The sequence below is a fragment of the Camelimonas sp. FR25 genome, assembly GCF_059740505.1.
The window spans coordinates 57,701-73,068 of the sequence record NZ_JCAWFG010000045.1 but is presented as its reverse complement, the minus strand read 5'-3'; the positions used below and the strand labels follow the sequence as shown (position 1 = coordinate 73,068).

The following is a 15,368-nucleotide window of genomic DNA, read 5'->3' as shown; positions in this document are numbered from 1 at the left end:
TGCGGCGCCTGAGCATTTCAGGATGCGGATGCGTCAGCATCTTCGCATGCTGGTATGAGCCGCTGACACGTCAGCATTCTCGCACGCCTGCAAAATGTCGCCTGTCACAGGCGCAGGACGCCCGCCGGATCACCCCGGCGGGCGTTTGTGTCAGGTCATTTCCGGATGATCCGCTGCGGATTGCGCTGGTCGAAGCGCAGGCCGCAGCCCTGGGCGGCCGAGGCCTGCTCAAGCGCCCGCATCTGGCCCTTGATCTGCGCCACATTGGCGGCGGAGGCGCCTTCGCCCTTGATGAAGAACGCCGCTGGCCAGAAGATCAGCGCCGCCCCGCCAGCCAGGGCGGCGTCGATGGCGGCCTTGTGGTTCTGCTTGCGGAACATCTCGCCGGCGCGGGCTGAGACGCGGCGCGCCTCGGCGCTGATGTCGGCGCAGGACAGGGCGCGATAACTGAGCGGCGACACATAGGCCGCCTCGATATTGTCAGCGCGGGAGGCGCAGCCGCCAATGGCGGCTGTGGCGGCCGCGACCAGGAACAGTTTGTGCATGATGCTCGTCGGTGAGGGGATTGCAGGGACAATGCGGCCTCCGCTTTAGCCAGGCTCGCCCGCCAGCGGCATCGCCGTTTGGGAAGGCGCGGCCCGGTTTGCTGGCTTGCATGCTCCCATGTTCTCCCCGCCCTGGCCCAACCAGACGCGCCGGCCGCTGCAGCGCTAGGCGTCGATCACGCCGACAAACGGCAGCTCGCGGCAGGAATGGGCCACGTCCATGCCATAGCCGACGACGAACACGTCGGGGCACTGGAAGCCGACAATATCGGGCGTGATGCTGACGGCGCGCTTGCCGGGCTTCTCCAGCAGCACGCAGCAGCGCACGCTGCGGGCGCCGCGCGCCACCAGCAGATCCTTGGCGTAAGCCAGCGTCCGGCCGGATTCGAGGATGTCGTCGACCAGCAGCACGTCGCGATCGGCGACGCTGCTGTCCAGATCGCGCAGCATGGTCACCTGGCCAGAGGAGCTTGTGCCCGCGCCATAGCTGGCCAGTTGCAGGAATTCGACCTGCGGCGCCAGACCGGCGGCGTGCATCTCACGCAAAAGATCGGCGGCGAACATGAAGGAGCCCTTCAGCACCGGCACCACCAGCAGATCGACAGGTTTGCTCCAAGCTATGGCGGCGGCGATCTCGCGGTTGCGCGCGGCGATATCCTCTGCGCTGAAAAGAACCCGGATCTGCTTCTCCGCCGAAATAACCATGCATTGTGTCTCCATCTGCCGTCGCAAGCTGCGCCAGGTTGAAAAGGCGAAAGGCGAAATGCTTGAGGCGTCAAATGCCCCGGCCTGACGCCATCGCCGTGGCGAGGCGCCTGGGACAAACGCTACAGCTCACGCGCCAGGGGGGCAAATCGGCGCCGGCGCGCATCGGCGTGTCGCGCCGCCGCTAACGCGCACCCTGCACGTCCCAGCCCCGGCCAGACACGCCTGAAAAGCCCTGCGGCGCCTGTGGGGCCACCGTGTGGAAAGCGGCGGCGGCGCCAGATACGCTGGACATTTCCCCATTCTCACCACATTCCTTGTGCCTGTGGCGACGCAGGGCGCTCCGGCGTCCGGCAAGCCAGCGATTCATGGCGCGTGTGAGGTTTGTGCGGATGCCCAGCCGGGCGGCTGCTCGCGCCATCTGACGTTGCTGTAGGCGCATGTCGCCAGCGCGGGCGTGCGCGCCTCCCTGTTGGCGGCTGTATGCGGTCGCAACCTGAAACCCTTCGGCAAGAACCCTTGCGCAAGGAGCCTGGCCTGTGGCGTGCGACCCCCTGGCGTCCCCCTTCATGTCAGCCTCCGGGCTGCGGTTCGTGGCGGGCTTTCGCCGCGCGGCGGGCCGCTTGCGCGCAGGCGCCGATGCCGTCAGACTCGTGCGCAACTTGCGGCGCGTCGCGCCTGCGCCCATCCCTGGTCTTACCCTGGAATCTGCATGAACCGTCCCGACCCACGGCAGGCGAACCAGCAGACGCCCAATGGCAGGATCGCCGACACGACAGCCGCCCCGGTGGACGCGCGCATGGCGGCGCGCCGTCCGGCGGTGGTGCATTTTGAGAATGTCGGGCTGCGCTACGGCATGGGGCCGGAGGTGCTGCGCGACCTGACGTTTTCCATCGAACCAGGCTCGTTCCAATTCCTTACCGGCCCATCGGGAGCCGGCAAGACCACGCTGATGCGGCTGATCCTGCTGGCGCTGAAGCCGACGCGTGGCTTCATCAGCGTGTTCGGCGAGGATGTGTCGCATATCAATGGCGACGCCCTCAGCGGCCTGCGCCGGCGCATGGGCGTGGTGTTCCAGGATTTCCGCCTGCTCGACCATCTCACCACCTATGAGAATGTGGCGCTGCCGCTGCGCGTGCAGGGCAAGGACGAATCCTCCTACCGCAATGAGGTGGTGGAATTGCTGCGCTGGGTCGGGCTGGGCGAGCGCATGCATGTGCTGCCGCCGGTGCTGTCGGGCGGTGAGAAGCAGCGCGCCGCCATCGCCCGGGCGCTGATCGGGCGCCCGGAGATGCTGCTGGCCGACGAGCCGACCGGCAATGTCGATCCCGGCCTCGCGCGCCGGCTGCTGCGCCTGTTCATTGAACTCAACCGGCTGGGCACCTCGGTGCTGATCGCCACCCACGACCTGCAATTGATGGACCAGGTCGACGCGCGCCGGCTCGTGCTGGGGGAAGGGCGGCTGCACATCTATGACTGAGCGCGCAGCCTTCTCCACGACCGTGGCCGGCGCAGGGGCGCTTCTGCCCCATTGCGCGTCCCCGGCCTCAGCTTCCTCGCGCCGCGCGTCTGTCGCCCGGGCGCGACGTCACCTCTCTGGCGCCATGGACCTGCAATGAGCGACAAGCGTTCGACTTCGCTTCGCAATCCGCCGCCGGCGAAGCCCGCCGCAACGGCGCCTGAGGCCGGGCAGATGGCGCTCAGCCGCGGCCAGCCGCTGGTGCCCTCTGGCTCGATCGCCGGGCGGGCGCTGGTGATCGTCATCGCCATTCTGACCTTTCTGGCGGCGCTGACCGCCTGCGCCGCCGTGCTGATGGCGCGGGCCTCAGCCGACTGGCAGACGGATGTGGCGCGCGAGATGACCGTCCAGGTGCGCCCGGTCGCCCAACGCAATATTGAGGCGGATGTCGACAAGGCGGCGGCCATCGCCCGCGCCGCGCCGGGCGTCGCCGAGGTGCGGGTGTTCTCCCGTCGCGACGCGGAACGGCTGCTCGAGCCGTGGCTGGGCGGCTCGCTCGGTTTTGCCGAACTGCCGGTGCCGCGGCTGATGGTGCTGCGCCTCGCCAGTAACGCCAAGCCGGACATACCAGCCCTGCGCAAGGCGCTGGAGGAGGTGCCCACCGCCTCGCTCGATGATCATCGCGCCTGGGTGTCGCGGCTGGCGGCCATGTCGAACACCATGGTGATTATCGGCGCGCTGATCGTCGTGCTGGTGCTGGTGGCGGCGGCGCTGGCCGTGGCTTTCGCCACGCGCGGGGCCATGGATGGCAATCGCGAGATCGTTGAGGTGCTGCACTTCGTCGGCGCCAATGACCGCTACATCGCCCGCCAGTTCCAGTCGCGCTTCCTGTGGCTTGGGCTACGCGGCGGCCTGGTTGGCGGCGTCGTGGCGCTGGCCCTGGTGGCCGCGCTGGGTGTTGCCGCCGGTGTCTGGCGGTCCGGGCCCGGGGGCGAGCAGCTTGAGGCGCTGTTCGGCGCCTTCGACATCGGCTGGCAGGGTTACGCAGCTGTGCTGGCGATTGCGGTCATCGTCGCCGCCGTGACGGCCGTCATGTCACGCGTCACCGTCAGCCGTCACTTGCGTGAGCTTGAGTGATTTTCGCGGCGTCACGCGGTTGAAGTGACAAGCGCTTGACCGGAAAATGTGATTGTTAACAACATATTAACCAATCTGCCTTCACGATGCCGCATTCTGGGGCATAATGGCTTCGTGATGATGCTGATGCGATGGACAGCAGGCGCGACGTTGGATGGGGGGTGGCCGGCAAGCCGTTTCCGTCTGCGGTCGCCCATGGCGGTCGATGCGGCGGCCCGGCGGTTGCGCCAGGCTGTCCGGACTGGCGCACGCCTCGCCGCCCGCGTGGGGGCGCTTGCCTTCACGCTTGGCGTGGTCGGGATCATCGTCGGCTTTTTCTTTTTTCTGGCGGCGGTGCCACGCTCTGGCGAGCCCTTGCTGGCTCCGGCCGACGGCATTGTGGTGCTGACCGGGGGCGCCCAGCGCGTTGACGGCGCCATGTCGCTGCTGGCGGCGGGGCACGCCCGGCGCCTGCTGGTTTCCGGCGTCTATGAGAAGACGACACGCGCCCAGCTGGCGCTGAACAATCCCGAAGCGGCCAAGCTGTTCAACTGCTGCATCGATCTGGGCTATCTGGCGCGCAACACCATTGGCAACGCCATTGAAACGCGGCGCTGGGCGCGCGAGCACGACATGCGCAGCCTGATCGTCGTCACCAGCAATTACCACATGCCGCGCGCCCTCGTGGAACTGCGCAGCATCCTGCAGGATTACGAGCTGACGCCGCACGCAGTGGTCAATGGCTCAATTGATCCGGACGCCTGGTGGCGCAGCCCTGCCTCAGCCCGCATGCTGCTGATGGAATACGGCAAATATCTCGTGGCCCTCGTGCGCACCAGCATTGAGAGCGACCCTGAGTTCGCGCCGATGCGTCTGATGGCCGGCGGCCGCAAGCCGCTGTTGCAGAACACCTTCCTTCGCTAACCAGTCTTCCGCAGGCGTCGCAGGCCTGGCGCAACCGCGTGGGCGCTCCGTCATGTTCGGCCATTGCGGTGATGGCGTCACCTTGCGCCAAGGCGTCGTGCGTCCGGCTGACGGCCGTTGTGGCTGATGACCAGGGGCGGCGACGCGCGCGGCGGTTGACGGACGGCGGCTGACATGGAAAGCCGCTGCTCACGCCATCTGCGCAGGCAAGTTGCGGTCGCGTCGTCACCGCGGCGCCAGCCGCACGTCCGCCTGGGCGGCGTAACAGGGAGCCCCGCCGCCACATGCCCAAGCTGCGCGCCATCGCCTTTCTCGTCGCCTTCTATCTCAACACCGCCATCTGGACCGTGGCCGTGCTGCCGTTCGCCCTGATGGGCCGCGATGTATTCATGAAGGTGATCCGCGCCTGGGTGCGCTGCACCCTGTGGCTGCTGCGGCTCACCGCTGGCGTCCGCGTGGAGTTCCGCAACACCGGCACCGTGCCGCGGGGCCCGCTGCTGGTCGCCGCCAAGCATCAGTCGGCGCTGGAGACGCTGGCGCTGTTGCTGGTGTTTGAGCGCCCGGTGTTTATCCTGAAGAAATCGCTGACGCGCATCCCGCTGTTTGGCTGGTACATCACCCGCATGGGCCATATTGGCGTTGACCGCGCCGCCGGCGCCTCGGCGCTGCGGGCGATGATGCATGAGGCGAAAGCCGCGGTGGACGCCGGCTCGCAGATCATCATCTTCCCCGAAGGCACCCGCACCGCCCCAGGCGCCGCGCCGGATTACAAGCCAGGCGTCGTGCAGATGTACCGGCAGCTCGGCGCGCCGTGCCTGCCGGTGGCGCTTAACACCGGCCTGTTCTGGCCGCGCCGCAGCCTCGCCTTCAACCCAGGCGTCGCCGTCATCGAGGTGCTGCCGCTGCTGCCCGCCGATCTCGACCGCCGCGCCGTGATCCCGGCGCTGATCGCGGCGATCGAGCCGCCGAGCAACGCCTTGCTGCACGAGGGCCGCCGTCGGCGTTGAGGCCAAAAGCGATGATTCGGCGTCAGTTCTTGCGTCGGCGTCGCCGTATTCCGGGCCGACGCCCCGCTCCCGGATGGCGCTGCGATATGTCGTAATCTATTGAACTTATTATATAAAATAATGTGAAGCAGGCGTTCTGACGACAATCATTGACCTGCCGTCAAATTTGTTCTCTTTTCGTTCCAGATTAACTATGTTGGCGGGGAGGGCGTCATGGCCTCCGTGATCGCATTTCCGGGACGATTTCAGTTCAGGGCCGGTACGCCGGCGCAGGGGCGTTCACGCCTCGCCAGCAGCGCGCCCCAGCCTTGCGCCGTGCGTGGGTTATCCTCGCCAGGGTCTGCCCCGGCCGCCGCGCCCTGGTCGACAGCTGGCCGCGCCATTCAGGCGACACAGACGACCGAACCGAAGGCGATCCGGAAGCCCGTGCCCAAGGCGGCGCAGCCCGCGCCGCATGAGGGCTTTCTGGCGCTGGAGGGAGAGGGCCTGTCAGAGCATTTCCGCGCCTGGTTCGGCCGCTCTGGCCGGCGCTACATCGTCACCATTCACGCGCTCGACGAGGCCGACCTGGCGTTGGATTACGACAGCGCCCTGCTGCTGGCGGTGCGGCGCAATGGCGCCGGCGCGCCGACGCTGATTGATGGCTGCGACAGCGGCGAGGCGACCACAGCGGCGTTGCATCGCTGGATCAACGCCATGCGTGGCGCCGGCGCGACGGAGCTGCACGTGCATTTGCTGGCGCATGACCGCCAGGCCCGCCAGCGCATGCTGAGCGATCTGGTCGCCTGAGCCTGACAGGGGCCCGCCCCTTGCCGCCGTTTGACCGAACAGCATCAGTCACGCCCTGTCAGACGCTGGCGTCTGCCGCGTATTCGGTCACGGCGTCGGCGTCGAGGCGGCGCACCACGTCCTCCAGCCACGGATCGCGCACGCCCATCTCCGCCAGATGCTGCTGGGTGTTGCGCACATAGTCCGGATTGTAGCCAGAGACGCCCTTGCTGCGCCGCACGATATCAACGACGTGAGACACATCGAGGCGGCCGGCGTATTGTTCGTGCTGGCGGTTGACCACATAGACCAGCGCCTGCACGGTCTGGCCGTCATCGAGCACGGTCTGGGCGTAGCGCTCCAGATACACCGACGTCACCTGCTCGCGCTCGCGCAGATAAGCGATGGTGTCGTCGCGCTGCGCCGCCGAGGTGCGGAACGCCGCGCCGCGGCAGGAGCCGCCGCGATCCAGCCCCATCACCAGCCCAGGGGCCTGCGGCGTGCCACGATGGTGGAAGGAATAGACGCATAGCGAGCGGTGATAGCCGCGCACCAGTCCGGCGCGTCGCTCAACAAAGTCAAAGCCAGGCCGCCACATCAGCGAGCCGTAGCCAAACACCCACAGATCGCCCGACGCTTCACCCGTCATGTGTTGCTCCGATTGGCGGACCTCGCGCGACGCCCTCCACGGCAGGCGTGACGCGTAACGTCCGGTGTGAGGCGCCGCAGGCAGCGCTGGGATGCGGGCCGTGACCACACACGCCAGAGCCCACATGCGCCTTAACCCTTGCGCGCCGCCAGCTACACCAGCTTTCTGGCCAAAACGATGGCGGAGGCCGCGCGCCAGTTCATGCGCCGCCGCCAGCATGCGCCTGTCGGCGTGGCCCGTTCGCGCCGTTATTGCGCCAAACGTTTGTGCCAGAGCGGTCAGGCCCGTGCTGCGATCCGCAACGCAAGCCGCACGGCGGTCGAAAAGCGGATCATCGCAGCCGTACCAACCATGCCGACTGCGACACGTGCGCCAGCAGGTGTCACGCAATGGCGGCAGGCGCAAGCGGTGACTGGAAATCCCGGGCCGCAGATGATTTGGTGGGCGCGACCCAGAGGCGCGAGAGGAGCATGGCGTGAACGAAGCAGCAGAACCGGCGAACCCGCCAGGCAGCAGGAAGCGCCGCTCGCGGCTCGGGCTGTTCCTCCCCTATATCCTGCTGTTGCTGATCGCCATTGGCATTGGCATCTTCTGGTTCGTGGCCCGCGACCGCGTCGAGACGGCGATGGACGACTGGATGGCCGGCGAGGCGGCGCAGGGCCGGCAATGGTCGTGCCCCGAACGCGCCATCGCCGGTTTCCCGCTGCGCTTTGAGATCAGCTGTAACAGGCCGACCTTTACCGGCGTTGTCGATGGCCAGCGCGTCTCCGGCGAGATGGCTGGCCTGCAGGCCGTGGCGCAGATCTATGATCCTAATCTGGTGGCGCTGAACTTTGTTGGCCCGGTGACGGTGCGGCGCGGTGATGGCGGCGAGATGCTGCGCGTCGGCTGGACCGGCCTGTCGATGAGCGTGCGCCGCACTTCCGAGGCGTTCTCGCGCCTGTCGGTGATGATGAAGCGGCCAGTGATCACCGTCATCGACGCCACGGGCGGCGAACAGGTGCTTGGCCAGGCCGACGCCTGGGAAATGCATGTGCGGCCTGACCCCTCAGCGCCCGCAGCGGAGGATCTGTGGGACGTGGCCTCGCATCTGTCGCGGTTGACCTCGCCGGTCATTGACGCGTTCTTTGGCAATCAGGACAGCCTGACCGTCGAGTTCCAGGGGTGGCTCAATCATGCGCTGTTATTCCGCCGTGGCGCGGGGCCAGCCCAGCTCGACGCCTGGCGCGACGCTGGCGGCCAGCTGCGGGTGGCCTTGCTCAAGCTGACGCGCGGGGCGCAGATCATTGAGGCGCGCGGCAAGCTCGGCGTCGACAATCAGCGTCGTCCCGCCGGTCAGCTTGAGGTGCAGGCGGCGGGTGTGTCTGAATTGCTGGCGCGTATCACCGGGCGTCGCACTGGCGGCGTCGGCGGCCTGCTGGCCGGCGGCCTCGCCATGTTGGGCGGCCAGAACCGCAGCGGCGCGGATGCCGCCCAGGGCGCCCAGACAGGGCCCGATGGCCAGACTGGCCCGCGCCTGATGGCCCTGCCGCCGCTGGTGCTGGCCAATGGCCAGCTGATGGTCGGCCCGTTCCCGGTGCTGCGCCTGCCGCCGCTGTACTGACCCAGACTGCTCTGGCTGGCGTCCCCGTGGCGCTGGCCCATCTCCCACGCAAAAGCCCGACAGTCGCCTGCCGGGCTTTGTTGCATTGGCGCATACAGCGATGGGGCGCCGGTCATACCAGGATGCGAAGATGCTGACGCATCCGCATCCTTAAATGCTCAGGCGCCGCACGGGCTTGGGCAGAACCCGATGAGTCATGCTCATCGGGTTCTGGTATCAGTCGTCTGCGCCCTCTTCAGGCTCGTGCCGCCGGCCGAAGTCGGGCGCTGCGGTCTCCTGGCCGCTGTCGATAATGCTGCGGCGGATGTCGCGGGTCCGCGAAAACAGCTCGAACAGCGCGTCGCCATCGCCCCAGCGGATGGCCCGGGCCAGCGCCGCCAGATCCTCATTGAAGCGGCCGATCATCTCCAGAACAGCATCCTTGTTGTTCAGGAAAATGTCGCGCCACATTGTCGGGTCAGAGGCGGCGATGCGGGTAAAGTCGCGGAAGCCGCCGGCCGAGAATTTGATGACTTCCTGCTGCGTCACCTGCTCCAGATCAGCCGCTGTGCCAACGATATTATAGGCGATGAGGTGCGGCAGGTGGCTGGTCACCGCCAGCACCAGATCGTGCCGCTCCGGGCTCATCGTCTCGACATTGGCGCCCATGCCCGACCAGAAGTCGGCGACGGTCTGCACCGCCGCGCCATCGGCGTCGTCGGGCGGCGTCACGATGCACCAGCGGTTGTGGAACAGCGTGGCGAAGCCAGCCTCAGGGCCGGAGTTCTCGGTGCCGGCCACCGGATGGGCCGGAACGAGGCGCACGCCTGCGGGCAGGGTGGGCGCCAGCTGCGCCACGACGCTGCCCTTGACCGAACCAACGTCGGAGACGATGGCCCCAGGCTTCAGCCCCCCGGCCATGGCGGCGCCCACGGCGGCCATGGCGCCGACAGGCACGCACAGGATTACCAGATCAGCGTCAGCCGCCGCCACCGCCGGATCGGCGACGCAGACATCGCCCAGCCCCAGCCGTTGCGCGGTGGCCACGGCCTCCGGATTGGCGTCGGCGATGGCGATGGAGCCGGCGAGCTCATATTGCCGCGCCGCCCGGGCGATCGAGGAGCCAATCAGGCCGATGCCGATAATGGCCAGCCTTGCGACGACAGGCTGGGCGCCTGTCGTCGGGCTCGCAGTCAGCTGCGCGCTCATGCCTGGGCCAGGAAGTCCCGCAGCGCCGCCACGGTGAGCCGGTTGGCTTCTTCCGAGCCAATGGTCATGCGCAGGGCGTTGGGCAGGCCATAAGAGCCGACGGCGCGCAGCACGAGGCCGCGTTTCACCAGGAATTCGTCGGCGTCGCGGGCGGTCTTGCCTGGGGCGTCGGGGAAATGGATCAGCACGAAATTGCCGACGCTGGGCGTCACCTCAAGACCCAGGGCGCGCAGTTCCTCTGTGACAAAGGCCAGCCATGTCTGGTTATGGGCGGCGGCCTTCTGCTCGTGCTCCAGATCCTCCATGGCCGCGACGCCTGCGGCGATGGCCGGCGCGCTGACATTGAACGGACCGCGCACGCGGTTGAGCGCGTCGATCACCTCCGCAGGGCCAAACGCCCAGCCAATGCGCAGCGCGGCGAGGCCATGGATCTTCGAGAAGGTGCGGGTCATCAGCACGTTGGGAAGACTGGCGGCCATCTCGAGGCCCGAGCTGTAATCATTGGCACGGACATATTCGGTATAGGCCGCGTCGATCACCAGCAGCACATGCGGCGGCAGGCCGGCGCGCAGGCGCGACATCTCCGCGTGCGAAATATAGGTGCCGGTCGGATTGTTCGGATTGGCGACGAACACCACTTTGGTCCGCGCGGTGACGGCGGCCAGCAAAGCGTCGACGTCGGTGGTGTAATGCGTCTCCGGCGCCACCACGGGCACGCCGCCGGCGGCGGTGATGGCGATCTTGTAGACAAGGAAGCCATGGGCGCAGAACAGGCCCTCATCGCCGGGGCCGATATAGGTGTGGGCGATCAGGTTCAGCAGCTCGTCCGAGCCGGCGCCGCAGATGATGCGGTTGGGATCGAGGCCATAACGGGCGCCGATGGCGGCGCGCAATTTGGTCGCCGCCCCATCCGGATAGGCTTCCAGATGATCCGCCGCGTTGCGATACGCCTCAATGGCGCGCGGGCTCGGACCCAGCGGCGTCTCATTGGACGACAGCTTGTACACCTTGGCGACGCCAGGCGCTTCGCTGCGGCCTGGCACGTAAGGGGCGATGGAAAGCACCCCGGGACGCGGGGTAGGGCGGGCCTCTGCATTGGCCATCAGCGTGAACTCCAATTGGACGCGCGCAGCTTTAACCCAGTTTGCGCGCGACGGAACCTGCGTTTTTTGCCGCGACCGCGCGAAATCGGCGTGGATCGCGCCAGCGCCGCCATGCGCGGACGCCAGGCAGGCGGTCCAGGTCAGGCGCGCGCCCTGGAGCGCTCTGCGATCAAACAGAATCGTTTGATCGACGGGAATTTGCTCCCTGCATGGAAAGCGGGGCATGAGCCGATCCGGACGATCGGAAGTGCTCTAGCCGATGCGGAAGCGGCTGGCGTGACTGCCGACCTCGGTCAATTGCGGCTGGCTGCTGACCGGGGCCGGTAGCGCCTCGGCGAGCCGCGCGGCGGCGAGATCGCCAGGAGCGGCCAGCAGCAGCGACAGGCCCTGGGGCGCTGCGGCGCTGCCGATCACCTCGGCGCCAAGGGCGGCGATGGCGGCGCCGGCGTCGTCGCGCCAGCGCTCAACCCGGGCGGCGTAGAGGATGGTCTCGCGCACGGCGGCGTCCGCCAGCGGACGCGACACCACATAGACCGGCGTGCCCGCCGGATGGTCGGGGCGCTCGATGAACGGCAGCCGGGCGATGATCTTCGGCGTCGCCTCGCCGGTGAGTGATTCCCACCACGGCAGCGAGGCCGCGCCGCCATCGGCGCGGAAAATGCCCAGGTCGCCAGCCGAGCCGGCCACCGCCGCGATCACCTCGGCGGCGCTGCCATGCGGGACGTAGGGCACGGTGAAGCCGAAATGAAAACGGGCGCTGTCCCGCATCGGTCCATCGCCCGCACTGGTGTCGGCATGCACGCTGAACGGCGCCTGCAGCCAGGTGAAGGTGGCGATGATCACCCGCCAGATGCCCTCGGCGGTGTCGAGCGGCAGCGAGCCGGTGTGGCGCTCGGCGATGGCCCGCATCATGGAGGCCTCACGGCCGGGGCGGAAGGCGGATCCAGACGCCTGGGTGCTCTTGACGGTGATCAGCTCGTCGATGATCTGGCTGCGCGCGATCAGCGCGGCGTGCATGTCGGCGTCAATGCGGTCGATCTCGCCACGCAAGGCGGCGAGGCGGGCGGCGGCTTCCGGACTGATCGGCTGCGACATTCTGCGGGTTCCTGGCGATGCTTCCTGCCCGGCGTCGCCTTCCAATGGGCGACGCTGGTTATGAATAGGGCGCCGGTTGCGCCCGGGCTGCGGCGGCAAACCATGCAGGGCGTCGGCGCGACGGCGCTCCGCCTGGCCGCGCCGCGCAGGCGCGGGCCGCCGCGCGGTGGTCGCCGGGCGAATGCGCCTCACTAGTTCCGGACCTGCGGCGCCCGTCAAGTGTCGATGCGCCCGGCGCCGGCGGTTTTTGCGCAGATGCGCTTTGACGGCCCCGCCCTGGTTAACATATTCACCCCCCCAGGGGAGTCGCCCGGAGCATGGCGCCCCCACATCAGTCGCCGCCAGCCCGGCTACGGTCGCGGTGCGACAGATGCGCGAACCATGGCGCGAACGGAAGCTGAGCACATGGCCGCCGCAGATTGGGGGGACGCACAAGAGGCGGCACACAAATTGGGCGCGCAGTATGGCGCGACGGGTGACCTTGGGCTTGTCACGGACAGGATGGAGAGGGGCGATGACGGCGGCAGACGCGCAAGAACTGGATTTGAGGGGACTGAAATGCCCGTTGCCAGTGCTGCACACGCGTCGGGCGCTGGCCTCCATGCCGCCAGGCGCACGGCTGCGCGTGCGCTGCACCGATCCGATGGCGGCCATCGATATCCCACACATGGCCCATGAGAACGGCTGTGAACTGGCGGCCATGCTGCGCCAGGGGCCGCTGCTGACCTTCGAGATTATCCGTGGAACAGCGGCCATGGTGGGCGTCGGCCAGGACTGAACGCCCGGGCGCCAGCGCGTGCGGTTGCGCGCCCATCGCGCGCCAGACCGGCGGCGTGGCGCCGCGGTGCGGTCGCCCCGTTGCGGCAGTCAGGATATCGCGCACGCTGTCGGGCCAGATGCCTCAACTGCCATTACGTCAGTGCAGGGCGCATAGTCGTGAATGTCGCGGCAAGCCTTGCAGACGTGCGGCAAACTTTGGCGTAAGTGTGGAGATGGTGTGGTGGAATTTCTGGCGCTGCGCCGAGGAGTTCCGCAATGCGCGTCACCCTGTCCCCAACAGTGCAGACGTTTGGCGCCGCCGCTGGCGCTGAGGAAAGCGCGCGCAGACCCACAGCAGCGCCGGTCGATCCGGTCGAGGCGCTGGCGCGGGTCGGCGCCGTCGCGCCAGTGGCCAGCCAGCCGCTGCGGCAGACGGACAGCGATTTCACCATCAGCGGGCCTGATCTCAGCCTTGATGCGGATCTCCAGGCATGGCTGGCGCCGGTTTCTGGCGCGGCTGATGACAGCTTCTGCGGCGGCGATCCATTTTGCGCCACCGCGCCGCCACCGGCCACGCCCCCGGCGTTTGTCGCGCCGGATTTCGACCTCGCCGCCTTGCAACGCGCCGCCCAGCTTGAGCTGACGGCAGCGGCTGCCCCTGCTTTTCCCGCCCCGGCCGCTTCCACAGCGCCGCGCGGCGGCCTGCGCGTCACCATCGACATGGCGGCGGCCACGGTGAGCGGCGCCGGCGCCGACGGCGCGCTGCATCTGCGTTTCGATCCGCGCTTCGACAGCCTCGACCCCGTGTATGTGGCGCTGGATCGGGCGACGGCGCTGGCGCTGGCGCAGCAATTGCTGGGGCTGCTCGATGGCGGCGAGCCTCCGCCAGCCGCCTGGGAGCGCTGATGGACGTCGCCGATCCCCGTCGCCAGGCGCTGATCGCCCTTGCCTGCATCATCCTGCCGCTGGGCTTTGTGCTGCCGTTGCGCTCGGCCATCGTGGGCCTGCCGCTGCTGGCGTATTTCCCGGCCATCGCCGTCGCCACCGCCACGGCAGGGGCTGCGGCCGGCGCGGTGGTGCTGCTGGTCGCCGTCGTCATCGCCGGGCTGATGATCCGTGAGCCGCCGCTGGATTTCACCCTGGGCTTTTCCGCCAATGGTCTGCTGTTTCTGGCGGGCTTCGCCATCTCGGGCGGGGTGATCTACTGGCTGCTCAACCGCAAGGGGCGCAGCAACGCCCGCAAGGAAATCCAGGCCGAGCACGAGCTGGCGCTGTCGGGGGCGCTCAGCCGCTGGCTCAGCCGCAATGCGCGCACCGCCGCAACGCTGATGCGAATGATCGAAGGCGCCGAACTGGAGCAGGCCACCCATGTGGCGCGCGAGCGGCTGATGATGGCCGCCCGGGTCGAGGATCTGCTGCGCCGCAGGGTGGCCCGCGACGGCGTCGACCTGACAGGCGTGATGACCGCCCTGTGCCAGGAGCTGGTGCGGGTCGAGCGCCGCCATGATCTGAGCGGCGCCATCAGCATCGCGCCCATGGCGATCGATCATGAGGATTTTACCCGCGTCTGCCTGGTGCTGGCCGACCTGCTGTTCCTCGCCTTGCGCGAGCACGCGGCGGAGGCAGGGCCCTTGCAGGTCAGCCTGCAGATCGACGGAGGCGAGGCGGTGCTGGGCGTGCGCTGGCTTCGCGGCCAGCCGCCCTCGTGGTCGACGCAGGCGCATCGGCTGATGAGCGAGCGCGTCGCCGGACGCGTGGCGCGGGCGCTGGGCGGCGCGCTGGTCTGGAGCCCGCCGGCCACGACCGGTCCGGCTTTTTCGGAGCTGCGCTTTCCGGCGCCGGTCCAGGCGCCGCCGCGGCGCTGGCGCTTCGCCGCACTGCACGGACTTGCGCGCTTGCGCGGCGGCCCGCGGCCATGATCCGGTTCAGCCAGGGCTGAGTATGTTCTAGAATCCGCTGGCGCCGGGCGGCGCCGATGATTGATTCGGCCGCAGGTTCGTTTGCGTGTGTGGCGCGCCGGACAGCCTGATGGCCTGATGGCGCATGGGCTACGGCGCCTGTCTGGGGGGCACTATGAATTTTGCTGACGCGGTCTCAACCTGCCTGTCGAAATACGCCACCTTCCATGGCCGCGCGACACGCAGCGAATTCTGGTGGTTCACGCTGTTCACCTTCACGGTGGGGGTGCTCGCCCAGGTGGTGGACCAGGCGATCTGGAGCACGGCGGATGGGGTGATGAGCGCCATCGCCACCCTCGGCCTCGTGCTGCCGTCGCTGGCCGTGGGCGCGCGCCGGCTGCATGACATCGGCCGCACCGGCTGGTGGCAGCTGCTGGCGCTCACGGTGATCGGCTCGCTGGTGCTGCTTTACTGGTTCGTGCAGCCGTCGCAGCCAGACCCAGGCCCGGACGCTGCAGCCACGGGCGTCTGAAGCGACATGTCTCCTCG

16 protein-coding genes are annotated in these 15,368 nt (G+C 68.2%); 10 read left to right on the top strand and 6 right to left on the bottom strand.

The features are described from left to right. Positions 1 to 155 precede the first annotated feature (155 nt). Both AC6A67_RS05950 and hpt read right to left on the bottom strand, forming a co-directional pair. A complete protein-coding gene (locus AC6A67_RS05950; RefSeq protein WP_498035631.1) occupies positions 156 to 545 on the bottom strand; it encodes a hypothetical protein in 390 nt (129 codons plus the stop codon). Positions 546 to 710: 165 nt separating this feature from the next. Further along, positions 711 to 1,250, bottom strand: a complete 540-nt coding sequence (gene hpt / locus AC6A67_RS05945; RefSeq protein WP_498035630.1) for a hypoxanthine phosphoribosyltransferase — start codon at positions 1,248 to 1,250, stop codon at positions 711 to 713. A gap of 799 nt (positions 1,251 to 2,049) precedes the next feature. On the opposite strand from hpt, the gene ftsE reads away from it, so the two are divergent. The 5 genes from ftsE to AC6A67_RS05920 all read left to right on the top strand — a co-directional run bounded on the left by ftsE (position 2,050) and on the right by AC6A67_RS05920 (position 6,545). Then, positions 2,050 to 2,730 (top strand): cell division ATP-binding protein FtsE, encoded by a 681-nt coding sequence (gene ftsE, locus AC6A67_RS05940; protein ID WP_498035732.1) that lies wholly within the window; start codon positions 2,050 to 2,052, stop codon positions 2,728 to 2,730. 135 nt (positions 2,731 to 2,865) lie between these two features. Continuing rightward, entirely contained in the window at positions 2,866 to 3,846 is a 981-nt protein-coding gene (locus AC6A67_RS05935; protein ID WP_498035629.1) for a cell division protein FtsX, read from the top strand. Positions 3,847 to 4,041: 195 nt separating this feature from the next. Beyond that, positions 4,042 to 4,749 (top strand): YdcF family protein, encoded by a 708-nt coding sequence (locus tag AC6A67_RS05930; RefSeq protein ID WP_498035628.1) that lies wholly within the window; start codon positions 4,042 to 4,044, stop codon positions 4,747 to 4,749. A gap of 284 nt (positions 4,750 to 5,033) precedes the next feature. Then, positions 5,034 to 5,756 carry a lysophospholipid acyltransferase family protein gene (locus tag AC6A67_RS05925; protein WP_498035627.1) on the top strand — a complete coding sequence of 241 codons (723 nt, stop codon included), beginning with the start codon at positions 5,034 to 5,036 and terminating at the stop codon, positions 5,754 to 5,756. Between the two features lie 213 nt (positions 5,757 to 5,969). Next, positions 5,970 to 6,545 (top strand): hypothetical protein, encoded by a 576-nt coding sequence (locus AC6A67_RS05920; RefSeq protein ID WP_498035626.1) that lies wholly within the window; start codon positions 5,970 to 5,972, stop codon positions 6,543 to 6,545. Positions 6,546 to 6,603: 58 nt separating this feature from the next. Here AC6A67_RS05920 and AC6A67_RS05915 read toward each other — a convergent pair whose 3' ends face one another. Further along, positions 6,604 to 7,173 carry a gamma-glutamylcyclotransferase gene (locus tag AC6A67_RS05915; protein ID WP_498035625.1) on the bottom strand — a complete coding sequence of 190 codons (570 nt, stop codon included), beginning with the start codon at positions 7,171 to 7,173 and terminating at the stop codon, positions 6,604 to 6,606. 475 nt (positions 7,174 to 7,648) lie between these two features. Here AC6A67_RS05915 and AC6A67_RS05910 point away from each other — a divergent pair, with 475 nt between their 5' ends. Beyond that, a complete protein-coding gene (locus tag AC6A67_RS05910) occupies positions 7,649 to 8,776 on the top strand; it encodes a DUF2125 domain-containing protein (protein ID WP_498035624.1) in 1,128 nt (375 codons plus the stop codon). 216 nt (positions 8,777 to 8,992) lie between these two features. Here AC6A67_RS05910 and AC6A67_RS05905 read toward each other — a convergent pair whose 3' ends face one another. The 3 genes from AC6A67_RS05905 to AC6A67_RS05895 form a co-directional block, all read right to left on the bottom strand. Further along, on the bottom strand, positions 8,993 to 9,964 hold the full coding sequence (locus tag AC6A67_RS05905) for a prephenate/arogenate dehydrogenase family protein (RefSeq protein WP_498035623.1): 972 nt from the start codon (positions 9,962 to 9,964) through the stop codon (positions 8,993 to 8,995). Further along, complete coding sequence (gene hisC / locus AC6A67_RS05900; RefSeq protein WP_498035622.1) at positions 9,961 to 11,067, bottom strand: histidinol-phosphate transaminase; 1,107 nt, start codon at positions 11,065 to 11,067, stop codon at positions 9,961 to 9,963. The genes AC6A67_RS05905 and hisC overlap by 4 nt, the downstream gene beginning before the upstream one ends. 252 nt (positions 11,068 to 11,319) lie before the next feature. After that, complete coding sequence (locus AC6A67_RS05895; protein ID WP_498035621.1) at positions 11,320 to 12,162, bottom strand: chorismate mutase; 843 nt, start codon at positions 12,160 to 12,162, stop codon at positions 11,320 to 11,322. Positions 12,163 to 12,676: 514 nt separating this feature from the next. On the opposite strand from AC6A67_RS05895, the gene AC6A67_RS05890 reads away from it, so the two are divergent. The 4 genes from AC6A67_RS05890 (at position 12,677) to AC6A67_RS05875 (ending at position 15,351) form a co-directional block, all read left to right on the top strand. Then, a complete protein-coding gene (locus AC6A67_RS05890; protein WP_498035620.1) occupies positions 12,677 to 12,940 on the top strand; it encodes a sulfurtransferase TusA family protein in 264 nt (87 codons plus the stop codon). A 257-nt stretch (positions 12,941 to 13,197) separates the two neighbouring features. After that, the gene (locus tag AC6A67_RS05885) at positions 13,198 to 13,827 is read left to right on the top strand and encodes a hypothetical protein (protein ID WP_498035619.1); all 630 of its coding nucleotides are present in this window, start codon (positions 13,198 to 13,200) and stop codon (positions 13,825 to 13,827) included. Then, complete coding sequence (locus AC6A67_RS05880; protein WP_498035618.1) at positions 13,827 to 14,840, top strand: hypothetical protein; 1,014 nt, start codon at positions 13,827 to 13,829, stop codon at positions 14,838 to 14,840. Before AC6A67_RS05885 ends, AC6A67_RS05880 begins: the two co-directional genes overlap by 1 nt. 154 nt (positions 14,841 to 14,994) lie before the next feature. After that, the gene (locus tag AC6A67_RS05875; RefSeq protein ID WP_498035617.1) at positions 14,995 to 15,351 is read left to right on the top strand and encodes a DUF805 domain-containing protein; all 357 of its coding nucleotides are present in this window, start codon (positions 14,995 to 14,997) and stop codon (positions 15,349 to 15,351) included. Positions 15,352 to 15,368: the final 17 nt, after the last annotated feature.

Excerpts from the sequence above, each read along its gene's own strand:
- AC6A67_RS05950 (WP_498035631.1), bottom strand. The coding sequence starts at position 545 with ATGCACAAACTGTTCCTGGTCGCGGCCGCCACAGCCGCCATTGGCGGC.
- hpt (WP_498035630.1), bottom strand. The coding sequence starts at position 1,250 with ATGGTTATTTCGGCGGAGAAGCAGATCCGGGTTCTTTTCAGCGCAGAG.
- ftsE (WP_498035732.1), top strand. The coding sequence starts at position 2,050 with ATGGCGGCGCGCCGTCCGGCGGTGGTGCATTTTGAGAATGTCGGGCTG.
- AC6A67_RS05935 (WP_498035629.1), top strand. The coding sequence starts at position 2,866 with ATGAGCGACAAGCGTTCGACTTCGCTTCGCAATCCGCCGCCGGCGAAG.
- AC6A67_RS05930 (WP_498035628.1), top strand. The coding sequence starts at position 4,042 with ATGGCGGTCGATGCGGCGGCCCGGCGGTTGCGCCAGGCTGTCCGGACT.
- AC6A67_RS05925 (WP_498035627.1), top strand. The coding sequence starts at position 5,034 with ATGCCCAAGCTGCGCGCCATCGCCTTTCTCGTCGCCTTCTATCTCAAC.
- AC6A67_RS05920 (WP_498035626.1), top strand. The coding sequence starts at position 5,970 with ATGGCCTCCGTGATCGCATTTCCGGGACGATTTCAGTTCAGGGCCGGT.
- AC6A67_RS05915 (WP_498035625.1), bottom strand. The coding sequence starts at position 7,173 with ATGACGGGTGAAGCGTCGGGCGATCTGTGGGTGTTTGGCTACGGCTCG.
- AC6A67_RS05905 (WP_498035623.1), bottom strand. The coding sequence starts at position 9,964 with ATGAGCGCGCAGCTGACTGCGAGCCCGACGACAGGCGCCCAGCCTGTC.
- hisC (WP_498035622.1), bottom strand. The coding sequence starts at position 11,067 with ATGGCCAATGCAGAGGCCCGCCCTACCCCGCGTCCCGGGGTGCTTTCC.
- AC6A67_RS05895 (WP_498035621.1), bottom strand. The coding sequence starts at position 12,162 with ATGTCGCAGCCGATCAGTCCGGAAGCCGCCGCCCGCCTCGCCGCCTTG.
- AC6A67_RS05890 (WP_498035620.1), top strand. The coding sequence starts at position 12,677 with ATGACGGCGGCAGACGCGCAAGAACTGGATTTGAGGGGACTGAAATGC.
- AC6A67_RS05885 (WP_498035619.1), top strand. The coding sequence starts at position 13,198 with ATGCGCGTCACCCTGTCCCCAACAGTGCAGACGTTTGGCGCCGCCGCT.
- AC6A67_RS05880 (WP_498035618.1), top strand. The coding sequence starts at position 13,827 with ATGGACGTCGCCGATCCCCGTCGCCAGGCGCTGATCGCCCTTGCCTGC.
- AC6A67_RS05875 (WP_498035617.1), top strand. The coding sequence starts at position 14,995 with ATGAATTTTGCTGACGCGGTCTCAACCTGCCTGTCGAAATACGCCACC.